We start from the raw sequence: 13888 nt of genomic DNA on the forward strand, positions 1-13888 counted from the left end.
TTTCGAAATTTCGAAATTTGTGGTCAGGACTTGTAGGGGCAGGTGGCGTGGCGCGGGCAGTACTTCGGCGAGCACAGGACCGACTTGCCGTTGCCGTAGAAGGCGCCGGAATGGATGAGGCGCGAGGCGTGCTGCAGAAGGCCAGGCTGTTCTTCGGTGCCCAGCAATGCCTTGCGCGGTGAAGCGATCTCGCCCACGCCCACACGCTGCGCAGCTGCCGTCTTGCCGGTGTTCAGGCCGACGATCTGCGCCGGTGCGCTGATGGGAATGCCCATGGAGTGCTCGGCCAGCAGCTCATACACGCCCAGCTGCGGACCGTGGCCAGCGGTGACCGCCACGCCGTCGGTGCCCACGGCACGGCCGCCGGTCTTCAAGTCGCTGATGCCTGCGCCGTCAGTCGTGGTGCGCACACGGTCGGTGGTGCCAGTCAGCGCAAGTCCCAGCTCGGGAATCTCCAGACGATCGCAGGCAATCTCGACGCCGATGTAGTGCTGGCGCGGGGCGATGTCGACACAGTAGCGAGCGTGCAGCGCCAGGCCGATGCGTTCGGCATCCGCCGGATTGGTCTCGTCCCAGTCGACCTCGGCGTTCTTGTCGCGGATCGTGTCGACGAGCGCGCCGGCGGCGTCGTCGGCGGTGATGGGCGCGCCGTCGAGTGTGGCCTGGTCGAACAGCCCGGTGCTGGCGTGGACGGCGGTGCCCAGGTGCGCGGCCACACCGGACGGCATGCGCATGCCCAGGATGTGCTTCGCTTCCCAGCGCGCCGGGCAGTCGAAGAGTTCGGCCAGCGAACTGGCGCGGATGGTGACGATGTTCATGGGCGTGGCCTCAGTGGATGCGGATCAGTTCAGGTTCACCGCTGGCGAGCCAGCGGCCGGTGGGGCGGAAGCCAGCGGCGCGCTGCACGCGCAACCAGGCCTCCCAGGTGATTTCGGGATTCACGTGGCGCTCCGGGACGTGGTGGATGCAGGCTGGCTCGGCTCGGCGTTGGCCAGGTGGTAGACGGCAAACAAGGCCGCCATGGCAAGCGTGGTGCCGACCCAGAGGGCCAGCAGCTCGACGATGGCGCGGCGGGTGGTCGGACGGCGCGTCATTGCCACCCCCGGCTGAAAAGGGTGGCGGCCAGCACCACCAGCGGCGGCGCCGTGCAGATCAGCAGTGCGGTCAGGAAGAAGTCGCGGTTCATGGCTGGGCTCAGTCCAGGCCGAAACAACGGACCATCACCACGTACTCGTCGCCTTCCCAGTAGCGGTAGGCGATGGCCGGCGAGCGGTAGATGTCGAGGGAGTTCTTACGGTCAAGCGCGGCCTCGTAGACCGAATCCTCGGTGGCGCCGCGGAACTCGAAATGGTCGCGGCCGTGGATCCGGGTCACCGTCTCGCGCACCAGAGTGCGGATGGAAACCACCTGGCCGCCGGCGGCGCGCTGCTGCGCGTCGTGTGCATGCCGGTATGCGGCAGCAAGGGGAATGGCATTTGGCATCGTCTGTCTCCAGCGAACCGCTGTGAACGTCAGCGGCGTGGAAAAAGTATAGATACACTAGACTTGGTAAGTCAAGCGAATCTATACATTGTCGATGTTTTCTATACCCGAGCTTCAGGCGTGCGCGGTAGACTCGCCGCAATCTAGGAGCGGAGAACCAACAAATGGGACCGGATGACGTGATCCGAGAGTTCGAGCAGATGGCGCTCGACGACGATGTGGAGCTGGAGATTGACGACGTGATCGCCGGGCTGGCGATACTGCTGTGCGATCCGGCAATCCAGGGAAAGGAGAGGGCGCTGCTTACGCGGGCCGGCGCGACGCTCTATCGAGCGGGCTTGGACCAGAGGGTGGTCGCGGCACTGGAACGGCCGCAGTAGGCAACAAAAAGCCCGCCATGTAGCGGGCCTCTCAACAAGCTAGGAATCTCTTTATTTGGCGCGCACCGGCCTCTTCGGAGTCGGTCCTTTAGAAGGCGCTCGATCGAAAGTTTTAGCACGCAGAGTCTTGGACTGCGTCTTTATCATCTCTTTTTGGACTTCGCGCGTAGCTACGAACATCGCGTTCAAGGGGGCAAAGTAGAGCTTCGGGGTTTCCTTTGCAGCGTCCCAAAATAGCTTCCAACTGCTGCTCATTTCATCTCCTTAAAGGCTGCCTGCACCGCGTTCCAAAGGAAGAATAGCACGCACAAAGCATCGGCGGCGAAGATCAAGTATTCGAGTGCGGTTAGGCAAACGACCAGGACGTAGGACGCGCCGTTGGCTTCTAAAAAGCCTACAAACTTCCCCAGCCCGAATGCAAGGAACGCCAAGATCACAAAAATGCAGGCCCCGGCAAGCGCGTGGCCTGCAAATGCCCAAACCGCTTTCCACGGCGAGTGACCGTTCCCGTTCTTATTGTCTGACATTAGATTGATTTTTGAGTTCTACGTTTTGGTCGCTTTGTGCCCTGAGATACAGACCCAGATGCTAGTCGGGTCGCCAGGCAGACCGCTTCACGATGCCGCCTACAAAATGCATTCGCTCGATCTGGTCCTGCGGAATCCGCAGCATGCCGTGGCGCTCGTTCACCGATGACAAGTGCACGATACCGTCGCGGATGTAGGCCAGTTCCTTCACCATAACCCGGCCGTCCAGCGATTTCACCAGGACCTCATCGCCGTTCTGGACCTGGGTGTTCGGCTCGACCACCACGAATTCGTTGTGCTTTACCCGCGGCCGCATTGACTCGCCATTGCACCGCAGCGCATACGCGTCGGGGTCCTTGGTTGGGAAGAAGACGTAGCCGTCGCCGTGCCCAACGGGGTACTCGACGTCCACGAAGTGTCCGTTGTCACCTAACTGCGCCATGCCTCTAACGGGGATCTTCCTGAATGCGTCGTCAGGAATTTGGAACGTATCAAACGGGAGGGAAGGCTCGTCGAGTTCAGGCTCGATGGCGCCGCTGAGCTTCGGATGGCCCTGGCCATTGATCAGCCACTTCGGGCTGTAGCCGTAGGCCTCTTGCAGCTTCACTGCATGGTGCAGGCCCAGCTTGGGGGAGTCGGGTTCGAGCAGAGACCGTACCACTGCCGGCTCAACGGCTAGAAGCTTTGCGAGGCCTGCGACGTCCAAGTGTTGTTCGGACATTACAGCCTGTAACCGGGCGGCCGGTGTCGTGCCCGCTTCGCTCCCTGGTTGCAAGCGAACAATGCCGCTGGCTTCCGCAGCGGGGAGATTTCGCTCGGCATCGAGTCGCGGACTAAAGGCCTTCAATTCGACGCCGAGGCCACGGGCGAAGCCGATCGCCGCCTCCATCGAAAGCGGTATCTGGCCGGCCAGGTATTGCGTGATCTTTGGTCCGATCTCGTACCTGCGGCCGAATTCGTCGACGCTGAGCCGGCCGCGGTGCTGCACAAACAGTGCGCTCAGGCGGCCCGCGTCCTCCTTCTGCCACGCCATCATGTTGCCGGCTCCAACCGCGGGCGCAGACGCGTCGTGACCTATCGGAAGTCCGCTGAGTTCTGCGATTGCCTCAAGCTGGCTGAAGCTGGCTTCGTGCCGGCCATTTTCCCAGGCCGAGATGTTCCCCTTCGTAAGGCCGAGTTTCTCCGCCAGCTGTTCCTGCGTGAGGCCAGCCTTCTTGCGGGCGAGACGGATCCAAGACTTCATTTCCATCGCGCGATAGTACAGAGAATCTAGACGCGAAAGGTCTATGTTTTCTTTACCTGAATGTCTAGATACTCTATACTTACTCGCAATTTCGGACTGATTTTCCATCATGAGCGATCACCCAGTTAAGCGTGCGGCCGATTTGGTAGGGGGCTATGCGGCCTTGGCCAAGCTTCTCGGCGTCACCAAAGGCGCGGTCCATCAATGGACTGACGAGGGGCGGCAGGTGCCGGCCGAACATTGTCCGGTGATCGAGCGCATCACCAATGGCTCGGTCACCTGCGAAGAGTTGAACGACAAGGTCGACTGGGCGTTTGTGAGGGCGTCGGGCGGTCATTAATAGCTGCGCGGCGTGTCCGCGCTTTATTGAACGGGCCCAGCGCGGCCCCACCGGGGGTATGACCATGCTGCGTCGTGCGCAGTCGCTTTTTGTTGTTCCGCGCCCGGGCCTGCGCCCGCGCCGATCTCGAGGCCGTGCCGCCCGGCATCAGGTAGTAGCACCCGTTTCCCATTTCATTCTGGCCGGCCGCCGTGGCGCCCGGCTTCGTTGTTTCGTTGGGGTCAATCCTATGGAATCGATCGAGCACATTGGAGCATCGCATGCCTAGCTTGGAATCGATGGTCTTGAACCGCGTTGCTCCGCTCACGCAGAAGAAGGTCGCCGAACGCATTGGCGTCGAAGCGACGAATTTCTCGCGCTTCCTGAACAACAGCGGGCACCGCCTGAGCTTCGCCGAGTTCTGCACGCTGTTCGAAGTGCTCGAGCTGGACGTTGTCGCCCCCGGCGACGACAGCATGGTTTGCCTGCCGCGCGACGAATACCAGGCGCTGCGCACGCTGGCGCGGAAGGGATTGGAGGTCGCGTAATGGACGAGGTGATCACCCTCAGCGTTGCCTTGTGGATGTTCCTGTTGGTGGTGGGCTCAGTGTTGTGGGGGTTGCTGAGATGAGTAAAAAGAACGACACCTGGATGCCGCTCTACATCGGCGACTACCTGGCCGACACGTCGCGGCTGACCACCGAGCAGCATGGCGCCTACCTGCTGATCCTGATGGACTACTGGCGCAACGGGCCGCCGCTGGACGACGATGAAGAACTGGCCACGATCGCCAAGCTTTCCGTGTCGCAGTGGCGCAAGCACGCGCCAAAGATCCGGGCGCTGTTCACCCCTGTCGACGGCCGCCTGGTGCAGAAGCGAGCCGAGCAGGAACGCGAGCGGGCCGGCCTGATCAGTAACAAACGCCGTGAGGCAGGGAAGCAAGGCGCTGCCAAGCGCTGGGGCAAAGAAGGTGGCAAACCGGATGACAAAGAGATGGCAAATGCTATGGCAAATGGCATAGCAAATGGGATGGCAGACCCATCGTCACAGCCATGGCAAAACGATAGACCGTCACAGTCACAGTCACATAACACCATACCTACTTCAAGCGGCGTAGGTACTTCACACGGTGTGGGCCCTGTGGATAACCCCGCGCCGCCGCCGCTTTCCGCTGACGCGGTGGGCGAACTGCTGGTGCAGCTCGAAGCCGAGAAGGGCAGGGCGTTGCGGCTGTCCTCGCGCGCGCACGAGGCGTTGCTCCGGATTGCAGATCGTTGCATCGGCGTGCCGGCGTTGCTCCGGGCTCATGCCCTCGCGTGCGCGCGAAGGGACGCCGACAGGGACACGTCGCCGGTGAACCCGGGGTTCCTCGAAATGTTCCTCGACGAGGCCATGGCCGAGCAGAAGGGGGACACGCCTCCCGCGACCGACTGGGATGCCACGGCGGAAGGCGTTCAGGCCAAGGCGGAAGAGCTGGGCGTCCAGCGAGACTCCGACGAGCACGCGATCTGGTTCCGGCTGCGCGTTATCGCCGCGTCGGGCGACCAGCGGCTCATGGAGCGCGAGGTCAGCAAGGCCGAGCGGATGAACCCCGCCGAGTTCGAGCGCGTGTACCGGCTCATGTACGGCGTGGCGCCCGGGCAGGTGGTGGCATGACGACGAATTCGCTCTTCGACGAATCGCGGCCGCTGCGCCGGGTGGTCTTCGCCATCCCCGGCCAGCCGGTGGCCAAGGGCCGGCCCAAGTTCGCGCGGCAGGGCAGCTTCGTCCGGACCTACACGCCCGAGAAGACCGCCACCTACGAGAACCTGGTGAAGCTCTTCGCCACACAGGCCATGGCGGGGCTGCCGCCCATAGAGGGCCCGGTCGAGCTGTGGCTGGACATCAACCTGCAGATCCCGGCCAGCTGGTCCAAGAAGCGCCAGCGCGACGCCGCAGCGGGTCTCGTGGCGGCAACGAAGAAGCCGGACGCCGACAACGTGCTCAAGGCCGTGAAGGACGGCATGAACGGCATCGTCTGGCTCGACGATGCCCAGGCAGTGGAATACCGCATCAGCAAGCGCTACAGCACGTCCCCATGCGTGCAGGTCAGCGTGGAACAGTTGCCGCTACAGGCGGCGTGAAGGAATGAATGTGACCGGGGAAAACACGATGGAAGAACGCCTTTTCGACAGCTCGCACGCGGCGCTGGTGTTCGCGTTCAACTACTCGGGCCAGCAGTACCAGGCATCGACCATGAACAAGGCCATGACGCCTGCCATCGGCTCGGGGAAGGGGTTGGTTGGCGTTGATGGCGCCGCGCAGGCCGGTATGATCCGCAGCGAACTGGGCATGCTGCCCGAGTTGCACCAGGCGGTGCTGACCGCTCGCTGTGCGCCGCGCGACGTCATCTGCGATTGCGGTCGGCCATGCTGCGCCGCGCGAAAACCCAACCCGGAATGGAACGCGGCCATCGTATGGCTGACCGAGCGGGCCATGCAGCAGCTGTCCGGCTCGTTCTCGCACTACCGCGTGCGGCGGTCGATCCTCGAGAGGATCTTCGGCGTCCGTGTCGACCTGCAGCAGATCGCCGAGGACTGCGGCGCGCACCGCAACACGGTCAGCGCGCAGAACGCCAAGCTGAAGCTGTGGATCGAAGGCGAACGGAAGAAGGGCCTGATGGCGGCACCTGGCGTCGAGTCTGTAGCTTGGCTGGCCATCGATGGCAGGCTCATGGCGGCGGGGATGGTCGCCCTCGAAGAGCAGGCCGAAGCGTAGCGGATTTCGGGTTTTTCTTGACATTGTGCATTTCATGCACAAAAATGCCCCTCATTCGATACACCTGCGAATTACGTCCAGAGCCCGCGCATGCGGGCTTTTTGCATTTTCCCGTATCAATGCTCTGCCGATCCGCGTATAGTCCGCCCCGCGGGGTGGAGCAGTTGGCAGCTCGTCGGGCTCATAACCCGAAGGTCGCAGGTTCAAGTCCTGCTCCCGCAACCAGATTCCAAAGCCCGCCGGCTCGCCGCGCGGGCTTTTTTCTTTTGCGCTGCCCCACAGTCGCCTGTTGGTCCGCCGCGCACCCGTTGTCTCCTCCGCCCTCCCAGGTGGCTTGCCCGGTAACCCGTTCCGGGCGTTTTTTATTCCCCGTCCGAGCATTTTTACCGCGTATGAAAAAGGCCGATCAGCTCACAATCCGCTACCGCGCGGCCGGCGAGCTGGTCCGCTATGAGCGCAACGCACGGACGCACAGCGCCGCCCAGGTTGAGCAGATCAAGGCGTCGCTGCGTAGATTCGGCTGGACCAATCCGGCGCTGACCGCCGGCGACGAGCTGCTGGCAGGCCATGGCCGGCTCGAAGCGGCCACGCAGATGTGGGCGAACTGCGAGACCATCGCCAACTGCCCGGTCCCGGGCCAGGTGCCCACGGTCGACCTGTCGCACTTGTCTGTGGACGAGCGCCGAGCGTACATTTTGGCCGACAACAAGCTTGCCGAGAATGCCGGCTGGGATGTCGACCTGTTGGCCGCCGAGCTGGTGGACCTGCGCGACGCCGAGTTCGACCTGACTGTGATCGGCTTCACGCCTGACGAGTTGGGCGACCTGCTAGACCCACCCGGCCCGGCGCCTAGCGCGCAGCGCCGGACGCTGGCCGAGCAGTTCATGGTGCCGCCCTTCAGCACGCTCAACGCGCGCGACGCGGCGTGGCAGGAACGCAAGGCGGCATGGCTGGGTCTGGGTATCCAGTCCGAACTGGGGCGCGACGCGCCGGCCTATGCGTCGGCGTCGGACCACCAGAAGGCTGAGCAGGGCGCCACGCCGCAGCACCGCACCAGCATCTTCGACCCAGTGCTGTGCGAGCTGGCCTATCGGTGGTTCTGCCCGCCGGGCGGCCTGGTGCTTGATCCGTTCGCCGGTGGCAGCGTGCGCGGCGTTGTAGCGGCGCGCCTCGGGCGCCCGTATGTGGGCATGGAGCTGCGCGCTGAGCAGGTCGAGGCCAACCGTGGCCAGCTGCACTTGGTGCAGACCGAAGATCCCGCGCCAGCCTGGCACGTGGGCGACAGCCGGCAGATCGCGCGGCGGCTGCCCGATGTCGAGGCCGACTTCCTGTTCTCGTGCCCGCCGTATGCGGACTTGGAACGGTATTCGGACGATCCAGCGGACCTGTCCACGATGGACTATCCGTCCTTCATGGAGGCCTACCGCGAGGTGATCGTCGGCGCCGTCAGCCTGCTGAAGCGTGACCGATTCGCCTGCTTCGTGGTCGGCGACGTGCGCGAGAAGCGCGGCACCGGCCCGTACCGGAACTTCGTGTCGGACACCATCGACGCGTTCATCGATGCCGGCATGCGGTTGTATAACGAAGCCATCCTGCTGACCGCGCTGGGCAGTGCCCCAATCCGCGCGGGCAAGCAGTTCGCGGCCAGCCGGAAGCTGGGCAAGGTGCACCAGAACGTACTGGTGTTCGTGAAGGGCGACTGGAAGCGTGCCGTGGCGGCGTGCGGTGACGTGGTGCTGGCGGATGATTTGTTCCCCGAACCTGACGAGTGATACCCATGGCGGGACGCAAACCTTTCGAGCCGACCGAGGAAGACCGCAGGCTGGTCAGCTCGCTGGCCGGGTTCGGTGCACCGCACGAGTACATCGCCAGCTGCATCGTGAACCCGCAGACGGGCAAGCCCATGACGCCCAAGACGCTGCGTGTGCATTTCCGCGCCGAGCTGGACACCGCTGTGGACCGGACGAACGCGCTGGTGGCCGAATCGCTGTTCAAGAAGGCGCGAGGCAACGGCAACGGCGCAGTGGCCGCCGCCATCTTCTGGATGAAGGTGCGGGCGGGATGGAAAGAGCCGGCCACAGGCATTGAGCTGACAGGCAAGGACGGCGGGCCGGTCGAGCAACGAACCACCGTCGTCGATGAAAAACAGGTCGCAGCCGCTGTCGCGAAACTCGAAGACGAGTATTGACCCGTCCGTCGAGCGCGCCGTCCTGAAGGCGAAGTGCGAGCGCGATCACCTGTTTTTCAGCCGGTACTTCTTCAAGCACCGGCAGGGCATCAAGTTCCGCGTCAACTGGCATCACGTGCTGATTGCGGACACGGTGCAGCGTGTCGTCGATGGCGAGCTGAAGAACGTCGTCATCAACGTCCCGCCGGGCTCGTCGAAAACCGAGCTAGTGGCGATCAACCTGATCGCCCGGGGCCTGGCGGTGAACCCGCGCGCGCGGTTCCTGCACATCTCGTACTCGGATGACCTGGCGCTGCTGAACAGCGAGACGGCGCGCGAGATTGTCCAGTCGGACGAGTTCCAGGCGCTGTGGCCGCTCTCGATAGCACCGGACGCGAAGTCGAAGAAGCGCTGGAACGTCCTCGCCGACGGCAAGAAGGCCGGTGGTGTGTACGCGGTGTCGCTGGGCGGCCAGATCACGGGCTTCCGCGCCGGGCACATGACCGATGGGTGGCAGGGCGCCATCATCATCGACGACCCGCTGAAGGTCGAGGACGCGTACAGCAAGCCGAATCGCGACAAGGCGAACCGCAAGCTGCTGTCCACGGTGAAGAGCCGGAAGGCCAACCCGGACACGCCGATCATCGTGATCATGCAGCGGCTGGCCGAGGAAGACCCGACGGGTTTCATCAAGGCCGGCAAGGTGCCGGGCGACTGGGAATTCATCGAGATCCCGGCGCTAATCACCGACGAGTACGTCGAACAGTTGCCCGAGCGTGTGCGCGCGCTGGTCGAGCTGGGTGAGAAGGACGAGGACGGTCGGTTCAGCTACTGGCCTTACAAGGAACCGCTCGACGACCTGCTGGCCAGCGAGAAGGCTGACCGGTATGTGTTCAGCGGGCAGTACATGCAGCGCCCCAGCCCGCTGGGCGGCGGCATCATCCGCAGCGCCAACTTCGGTCGGTACACGGTGGCGCCCGAGCTGCACAAGCGCGTCATCTATGCCGACACGGCACAGAAGACCGCCGAGCGGAACGATTACAGCGTCCTGCAGTGCTGGGGGCATGGGAAGAACGGTCGGATCTACCTGCTCGACCAGATCCGGGGGAAGTGGCCGGCGCCTGATCTGCGGCAGAAGGCCATCGACTTCTGGAACAAGCACCTGCCGTATGACTTCCACTTCGGCGCGGCGCTCGTGAAGATGCGTGTCGAGGACAAGGCCAGCGGCACCGGGCTGATCCAGGACATCCAGGCGTCGGGGACCATCCCCGTCGAGGGGATCGAGCGGCACCGCGACAAGCTGGTGCGCGTCATGGACGTGGTCAGCTACATCGATGCCGGTCTGGTGATGATTCCCGAGGCGGCCGAGTGGGTGAGCGATTTCACGCAGGAATGCGACGCCTTCACGCCTGACGACACGCACGCACACGATGACCAGATCGATCCGATGGTGGACGCGATCAATGACATGCTGGCCGGCGGCCGGTCGCTAGACATCTGGACCAAACTCGGACAGCAATGAACCGTAACCAACGCAAAGCGCAGATCCGTGCGCACCGGGCCGAGGTGGCTGCGTCCGCCAGTGCCAAGCGCTGGATGACCGGCGACAGCTTCCAGAACTTCGAGGCCCGCCTGGGCCTGGGCACCAACAACCAGGCGTCGCAGTTCAGCTACGGCTTCGACTTCATCTCGCGCAACCGCGTGCAGCTGGAGGCTATGTACCGGTCGAGCTGGATCGTTGGCCAGGCCGTCGACGTGGTGGCCGACGACATGACGCGCGCCGGCACCGAGATCGATGCGGAACTGGATCCAGCCGACCAGAACAAGCTGAACGCCGCTTTCGAGCGGATGGGCCTTTGGGACCGCCTGAACGACACGATCAAATGGGCGCGGCTCTACGGCGGTGCGCTGGCGGTGATGCTGATCGATGGGCAGGACCCGCGCACGCCATTGCGGCTGGACAGCATCGGCAAAGACCAGTTCAAGGGCCTGTACGTGCTGGACCGCTGGCTGGTGCAGCCGTCGCTCGAGGACCTGGTCACCGAGATGGGTCCGGACATGGGCCAGCCGCGCTACTACGATGTGGTGGCGGACAGCATGGCGCTGAAGCGCCAGCGGATCCACTACAGCCGGGTGCTGCGCATCGACGGCGTGGACCTGCCGTACTGGCAAAAAATCGCCGAGAACCTTTGGGGGCAGTCGGTCATCGAGCGGTTGATTGACCGGCTTGTGGCGTTCGATAGCACCACCATCGGCGCCGCCCAGCTGGTCTACAAAGCCCATCTCCGCACGTACAAGGTCGACAAGCTGCGCGAGATCATCGCCATGGGCGGCCCGGCGATGGAAGCGCTGGTGAAGAACGTCGACTTCATCCGCCGGTACCAGTCGAATGAGGGGCTGACCCTGATCGACGCGGCAGACGAGCTGCAGACGGATACCTACCAGTTCTCTGGGCTGGACAGCGTCCTGATGCAGTTCGGCCAGCAGTTGTCTGGCGCCCTGGGCATCCCGCTGGTGCGCCTGTTCGGCCAGTCGCCGGCCGGGCTGAACAGCACCGGCGAATCGGACCTGCGGACGTACTACGACAACACGAAGCAGCAGCAGGAACGGAAGCTGCGCGCGCCCGTCACGCGGCTGTATGACGTGGTGGTCCGGTCGGAGCTTGGGAAGCCGCCGCCGGAAGGCTTCGCTTACGGCTTCACGTCGCTGTGGCAGCTGTCCGACACCGAGAAGGCGCAGAACGCCAAGACGGTGACCGAGGCCGTGACGCAGGCCTACGACGCGGACCTGGTCGACAAGCCGACGGCCATGAAGGAACTGCGCCAGTCGAGCCACAGTACCGGGGTGTTCACCAGCATCACGGACGATGCGATCGAGGACGCGGAGAACGAGCCGCCCCCGGCGCCGGAAATGGAACTGCCTGATGTTGATGACCCGAACAACGGACCGGAAGCGCCGCCGCAATCCGGTAAGGACAAGCGGACCGGAAAGGGTGTATCGGACGCAGCTCCGACAGGTCGCGCAGCAGGTGGGCGTGTTGGTAAATGGCTTTCCGCCTGGCGATCCCCGCGTCCTGCCGACGATTGAGCAGCTGCTGCAGCGGTACGCCGAGGCGCTGACGCCGTGGGCCGAACGCGCCGCGGCCGAGATGCTGACCGAAGTGAACCTGCGGGACGAAAAGGCCTGGATCCAGTACTCGGCCGAGCTGTCCCGCGCGCTGCGGCAGGAGATCCGGACGGCGCCGACCGGCGCCACCATGCAGGCCCTGATGGGTGAGCAGGTGACGCTGATCAAGTCCATCCCGCTGGATGCGGCCAAGCGTGTGCACAAGCTGACCATCGAGGGCATCGAGGACAGCACCAGGGCGTCGGAGATCTCGAAGGCGATTCAGGCATCGGGCGACGTGGCCAAGAGCCGCGCCGACCTGATCGCCCGGACCGAGGTCGCGCGCACCGCGTCGACGCTGACAGAGGCGCGGGCGCTGCATGTCGGCTCGCCGGGGTACGTCTGGCGGACGTCCGGCGACGGTGACGTGCGCGACTCGCATCGCGAAATGGAAGGCAAGTTCGTCGCCTGGGATGACCCGCCCACGCTGGACGGGATGAAAGGCCACGCCGGCCAGTTCCCGAACTGCCGCTGCTACCCGGAACCTGTGATTCCCTAGGATTGATATGCGCTTCTACACCGTACAGAAGCTGGGCCCGAAGCGCTCGCTGACGCCCGAGGGCTTCCTGCTGTGCGAGGAAGTGCCCGTCGCGCGCACCGGCGAGATGCTGTACGGCCCGGGCGAGGTGCCGGTGGAGCCAGGCCCCGATGGCCTGATCCGTATCAGCCGGACGCCCGAAGAGGTGTTTCGCGATGCGACGCTGGCCAGCTGCGTTGGCAAGCCGGTGACGCTCGATCATCCCGACGACTTCGTCACGCCTGCCAACTTCTCGGCGCTGGGCAAGGGGGCGATGCTGAACCTGCGCCGCGGCACCGGCATTGCAGATGACCTGCTGATCGCCGACCTGCTGGTGACTGACCAAGCCGCAATCGATGCGATCCAGAAAGACAGAATTGAAGAGGTCAGCCTCGGCTATGAGGCGGACTACGAACAGGTATCACCCGGCCGCGGGGTACAGCGGAACATCGTTGTCAACCACGTAGCCCTCGTCGAGCGCGGCCGGTGTGGCCCGCGCTGCGCGATCGGCGATAAGGAACCCGAAGACATGAAGACTTTTGACAGCAAGCCCAAGGGCAAGCGCACCGTATGGGATCGCATCATGACGGCCTTCAAGGCCGGCGACGAAGCGGCCATGGCGGAGGCCCTGGAAGAGGCGAAGGCCAACGACGAGGAGTCCGAGGAAGAGCGCGAGGCGCGAGAGGCCAAGGAGAAGGAAGGCAAGACGGGCGACGCCACGTCCCAGCTGCTGACCAAGATCCTGAAGCGAATGGACGCTCAGGACTCCGCCATCGCCGCCTTGGGCACGCGCAAGGCCAGGGACTCGGACAAGGAAAAGACCGACGACGAGGACGAGGACGACCCGGACAAGAAGAGGACCGGAGACGACGGCGACCTGACCGACCCGAACACCGCTGGCACGCTCAGCCAGGCCGACGTCGTTCTGTACACCGGCGACTCGGCGGCCAGCATCCCCTCGCGCGCCGAGATCTTGGCCCCCGGTATCAAGCTGCCGACCTTCGACGCCAAGATCACCACCAAGGACCGCGCCGCGTCGCTCTGCAAGTGCCAGCGCAAGGCGCTCGACGTCGCGTACCAGACGGATGTCGGCAAGGCCGCTATCGCGCCGTTCCTGGGCGGCCTGACCGCTGACTTCGAGAAGCTGCCCGCCGCGCTGATCAATGCCGCATTCATGGGCGCCAGCGAGCTGATCAAGGCGCAGAACAACGGGCGCACGCACGACGGCGTCGCGAAGACCAAGGATTTCGGCAAGCCCCGCACGGCCGCCGACATCAACGCAGCCAACCGCAAGTACTGGGCCGACCGGTCCGCCAACTAAGGGAGTGCCA

The 13888-nt window shown here is 64.2% G+C and carries 17 protein-coding genes and 1 tRNA gene; 13 read left to right on the plus strand and 5 right to left on the minus strand.

From position 1 onward, the window contains the following. Positions 1-23: 23 nt before the first annotated feature. The 3 genes from AB4Z27_RS05865 to AB4Z27_RS05875 all read right to left on the minus strand — a co-directional run bounded on the left by AB4Z27_RS05865 (position 24) and on the right by AB4Z27_RS05875 (position 1482). Positions 24-818, minus strand: coding sequence for a PD-(D/E)XK nuclease family protein (locus tag AB4Z27_RS05865; protein ID WP_441644052.1), 795 nt, complete (start codon positions 816-818; stop codon positions 24-26). A gap of 120 nt (positions 819-938) precedes the next feature. Continuing rightward, entirely contained in the window at positions 939-1094 is a 156-nt protein-coding gene (locus AB4Z27_RS05870; protein ID WP_441644053.1) for a hypothetical protein, read from the minus strand. A gap of 100 nt (positions 1095-1194) precedes the next feature. Continuing rightward, on the minus strand, positions 1195-1482 hold the full coding sequence (locus AB4Z27_RS05875; protein ID WP_441644054.1) for a hypothetical protein: 288 nt from the start codon (positions 1480-1482) through the stop codon (positions 1195-1197). Between the two features lie 164 nt (positions 1483-1646). On the opposite strand from AB4Z27_RS05875, the gene AB4Z27_RS05880 reads away from it, so the two are divergent. Next, positions 1647-1862, plus strand: coding sequence for a hypothetical protein (locus AB4Z27_RS05880; RefSeq protein ID WP_441644055.1), 216 nt, complete (start codon positions 1647-1649; stop codon positions 1860-1862). A 251-nt stretch (positions 1863-2113) separates the two neighbouring features. On the opposite strand, the gene AB4Z27_RS05885 is transcribed toward AB4Z27_RS05880, so the two are convergent. Beyond that, on the minus strand, positions 2114-2389 hold the full coding sequence (locus tag AB4Z27_RS05885; RefSeq protein ID WP_441644056.1) for a hypothetical protein: 276 nt from the start codon (positions 2387-2389) through the stop codon (positions 2114-2116). A 61-nt stretch (positions 2390-2450) separates the two neighbouring features. After that, on the minus strand, positions 2451-3743 hold the full coding sequence (locus tag AB4Z27_RS05890; protein WP_441644057.1) for a helix-turn-helix domain-containing protein: 1293 nt from the start codon (positions 3741-3743) through the stop codon (positions 2451-2453). Here AB4Z27_RS05890 and AB4Z27_RS05895 point away from each other — a divergent pair. From AB4Z27_RS05895 to AB4Z27_RS05950, 12 genes are all read left to right on the plus strand, one after another. After that, positions 3742-3972: a helix-turn-helix domain-containing protein gene (locus AB4Z27_RS05895; RefSeq protein WP_410748611.1), complete on the plus strand. Its 231-nt coding sequence runs from the start codon at positions 3742-3744 to the stop codon at positions 3970-3972. The two genes, AB4Z27_RS05890 and AB4Z27_RS05895, sit on opposite strands and share 2 nt — an antisense overlap. A gap of 260 nt (positions 3973-4232) precedes the next feature. Then, positions 4233-4499, plus strand: a complete 267-nt coding sequence (locus AB4Z27_RS05900; protein ID WP_313817872.1) for a CII family transcriptional regulator — start codon at positions 4233-4235, stop codon at positions 4497-4499. Between the two features lie 103 nt (positions 4500-4602). Further along, positions 4603-5607 carry a YdaU family protein gene (locus tag AB4Z27_RS05905; protein ID WP_441644058.1) on the plus strand — a complete coding sequence of 335 codons (1005 nt, stop codon included), beginning with the start codon at positions 4603-4605 and terminating at the stop codon, positions 5605-5607. Then, entirely contained in the window at positions 5604-6074 is a 471-nt protein-coding gene (locus AB4Z27_RS05910; protein ID WP_441644059.1) for a RusA family crossover junction endodeoxyribonuclease, read from the plus strand. Before AB4Z27_RS05905 ends, AB4Z27_RS05910 begins: the two co-directional genes overlap by 4 nt. 28 nt (positions 6075-6102) lie before the next feature. Further along, positions 6103-6708, plus strand: coding sequence for a DNA-binding protein (locus AB4Z27_RS05915; RefSeq protein ID WP_441644060.1), 606 nt, complete (start codon positions 6103-6105; stop codon positions 6706-6708). 149 nt (positions 6709-6857) lie between these two features. Next, positions 6858-6933: transfer RNA gene (locus AB4Z27_RS05920), tRNA-Met, on the plus strand. A 167-nt stretch (positions 6934-7100) separates the two neighbouring features. Next, positions 7101-8480 (plus strand): DNA methyltransferase, encoded by a 1380-nt coding sequence (locus AB4Z27_RS05925; RefSeq protein WP_441644061.1) that lies wholly within the window; start codon positions 7101-7103, stop codon positions 8478-8480. Between the two features lie 5 nt (positions 8481-8485). Then, positions 8486-8896, plus strand: coding sequence for a hypothetical protein (locus tag AB4Z27_RS05930; RefSeq protein WP_410748604.1), 411 nt, complete (start codon positions 8486-8488; stop codon positions 8894-8896). Continuing rightward, complete coding sequence (gene terL / locus AB4Z27_RS05935; protein ID WP_441644062.1) at positions 8847-10397, plus strand: phage terminase large subunit; 1551 nt, start codon at positions 8847-8849, stop codon at positions 10395-10397. Before AB4Z27_RS05930 ends, terL begins: the two co-directional genes overlap by 50 nt. After that, positions 10394-11962 (plus strand): DUF1073 domain-containing protein, encoded by a 1569-nt coding sequence (locus AB4Z27_RS05940; protein ID WP_441644063.1) that lies wholly within the window; start codon positions 10394-10396, stop codon positions 11960-11962. The genes terL and AB4Z27_RS05940 overlap by 4 nt, the downstream gene beginning before the upstream one ends. After that, on the plus strand, positions 11913-12539 hold the full coding sequence (locus AB4Z27_RS05945) for a phage head morphogenesis protein (protein ID WP_441644101.1): 627 nt from the start codon (positions 11913-11915) through the stop codon (positions 12537-12539). Before AB4Z27_RS05940 ends, AB4Z27_RS05945 begins: the two co-directional genes overlap by 50 nt. 7 nt (positions 12540-12546) lie before the next feature. Further along, a complete protein-coding gene (locus AB4Z27_RS05950; RefSeq protein WP_441644064.1) occupies positions 12547-13878 on the plus strand; it encodes a DUF2213 domain-containing protein in 1332 nt (443 codons plus the stop codon). Positions 13879-13888: the final 10 nt, after the last annotated feature.

It is taken from the genome of Cupriavidus sp. KB_39 (genome assembly GCF_052114485.1).
GTDB lineage: Bacteria > Pseudomonadota > Gammaproteobacteria > Burkholderiales > Burkholderiaceae > Cupriavidus.

What these genes read in the sequence shown, in the direction of transcription:
- AB4Z27_RS05880 (WP_441644055.1), top strand. Translation starts at nt 1,647, where the DNA reads ATGGGACCGGATGACGTGATCCGAGAGTTCGAGCAGATGGCGCTCGAC.
- AB4Z27_RS05910 (WP_441644059.1), top strand. Translation starts at nt 5,604, where the DNA reads ATGACGACGAATTCGCTCTTCGACGAATCGCGGCCGCTGCGCCGGGTG.
- AB4Z27_RS05905 (WP_441644058.1), top strand. Translation starts at nt 4,603, where the DNA reads ATGCCGCTCTACATCGGCGACTACCTGGCCGACACGTCGCGGCTGACC.
- AB4Z27_RS05915 (WP_441644060.1), top strand. Translation starts at nt 6,103, where the DNA reads ATGGAAGAACGCCTTTTCGACAGCTCGCACGCGGCGCTGGTGTTCGCG.
- AB4Z27_RS05950 (WP_441644064.1), top strand. Translation starts at nt 12,547, where the DNA reads ATGCGCTTCTACACCGTACAGAAGCTGGGCCCGAAGCGCTCGCTGACG.
- terL (WP_441644062.1), top strand. Translation starts at nt 8,847, where the DNA reads ATGAAAAACAGGTCGCAGCCGCTGTCGCGAAACTCGAAGACGAGTATT.
- AB4Z27_RS05875 (WP_441644054.1), bottom strand. Translation starts at nt 1,482, where the DNA reads ATGCCAAATGCCATTCCCCTTGCTGCCGCATACCGGCATGCACACGAC.
- AB4Z27_RS05900 (WP_313817872.1), top strand. Translation starts at nt 4,233, where the DNA reads ATGCCTAGCTTGGAATCGATGGTCTTGAACCGCGTTGCTCCGCTCACG.
- AB4Z27_RS05930 (WP_410748604.1), top strand. Translation starts at nt 8,486, where the DNA reads ATGGCGGGACGCAAACCTTTCGAGCCGACCGAGGAAGACCGCAGGCTG.
- AB4Z27_RS05895 (WP_410748611.1), top strand. Translation starts at nt 3,742, where the DNA reads ATGAGCGATCACCCAGTTAAGCGTGCGGCCGATTTGGTAGGGGGCTAT.
- AB4Z27_RS05925 (WP_441644061.1), top strand. Translation starts at nt 7,101, where the DNA reads ATGAAAAAGGCCGATCAGCTCACAATCCGCTACCGCGCGGCCGGCGAG.
- AB4Z27_RS05865 (WP_441644052.1), bottom strand. Translation starts at nt 818, where the DNA reads ATGAACATCGTCACCATCCGCGCCAGTTCGCTGGCCGAACTCTTCGAC.
- AB4Z27_RS05890 (WP_441644057.1), bottom strand. Translation starts at nt 3,743, where the DNA reads ATGATGGAAAATCAGTCCGAAATTGCGAGTAAGTATAGAGTATCTAGA.
- AB4Z27_RS05885 (WP_441644056.1), bottom strand. Translation starts at nt 2,389, where the DNA reads ATGTCAGACAATAAGAACGGGAACGGTCACTCGCCGTGGAAAGCGGTT.
- AB4Z27_RS05940 (WP_441644063.1), top strand. Translation starts at nt 10,394, where the DNA reads ATGAACCGTAACCAACGCAAAGCGCAGATCCGTGCGCACCGGGCCGAG.
- AB4Z27_RS05870 (WP_441644053.1), bottom strand. Translation starts at nt 1,094, where the DNA reads ATGACGCGCCGTCCGACCACCCGCCGCGCCATCGTCGAGCTGCTGGCC.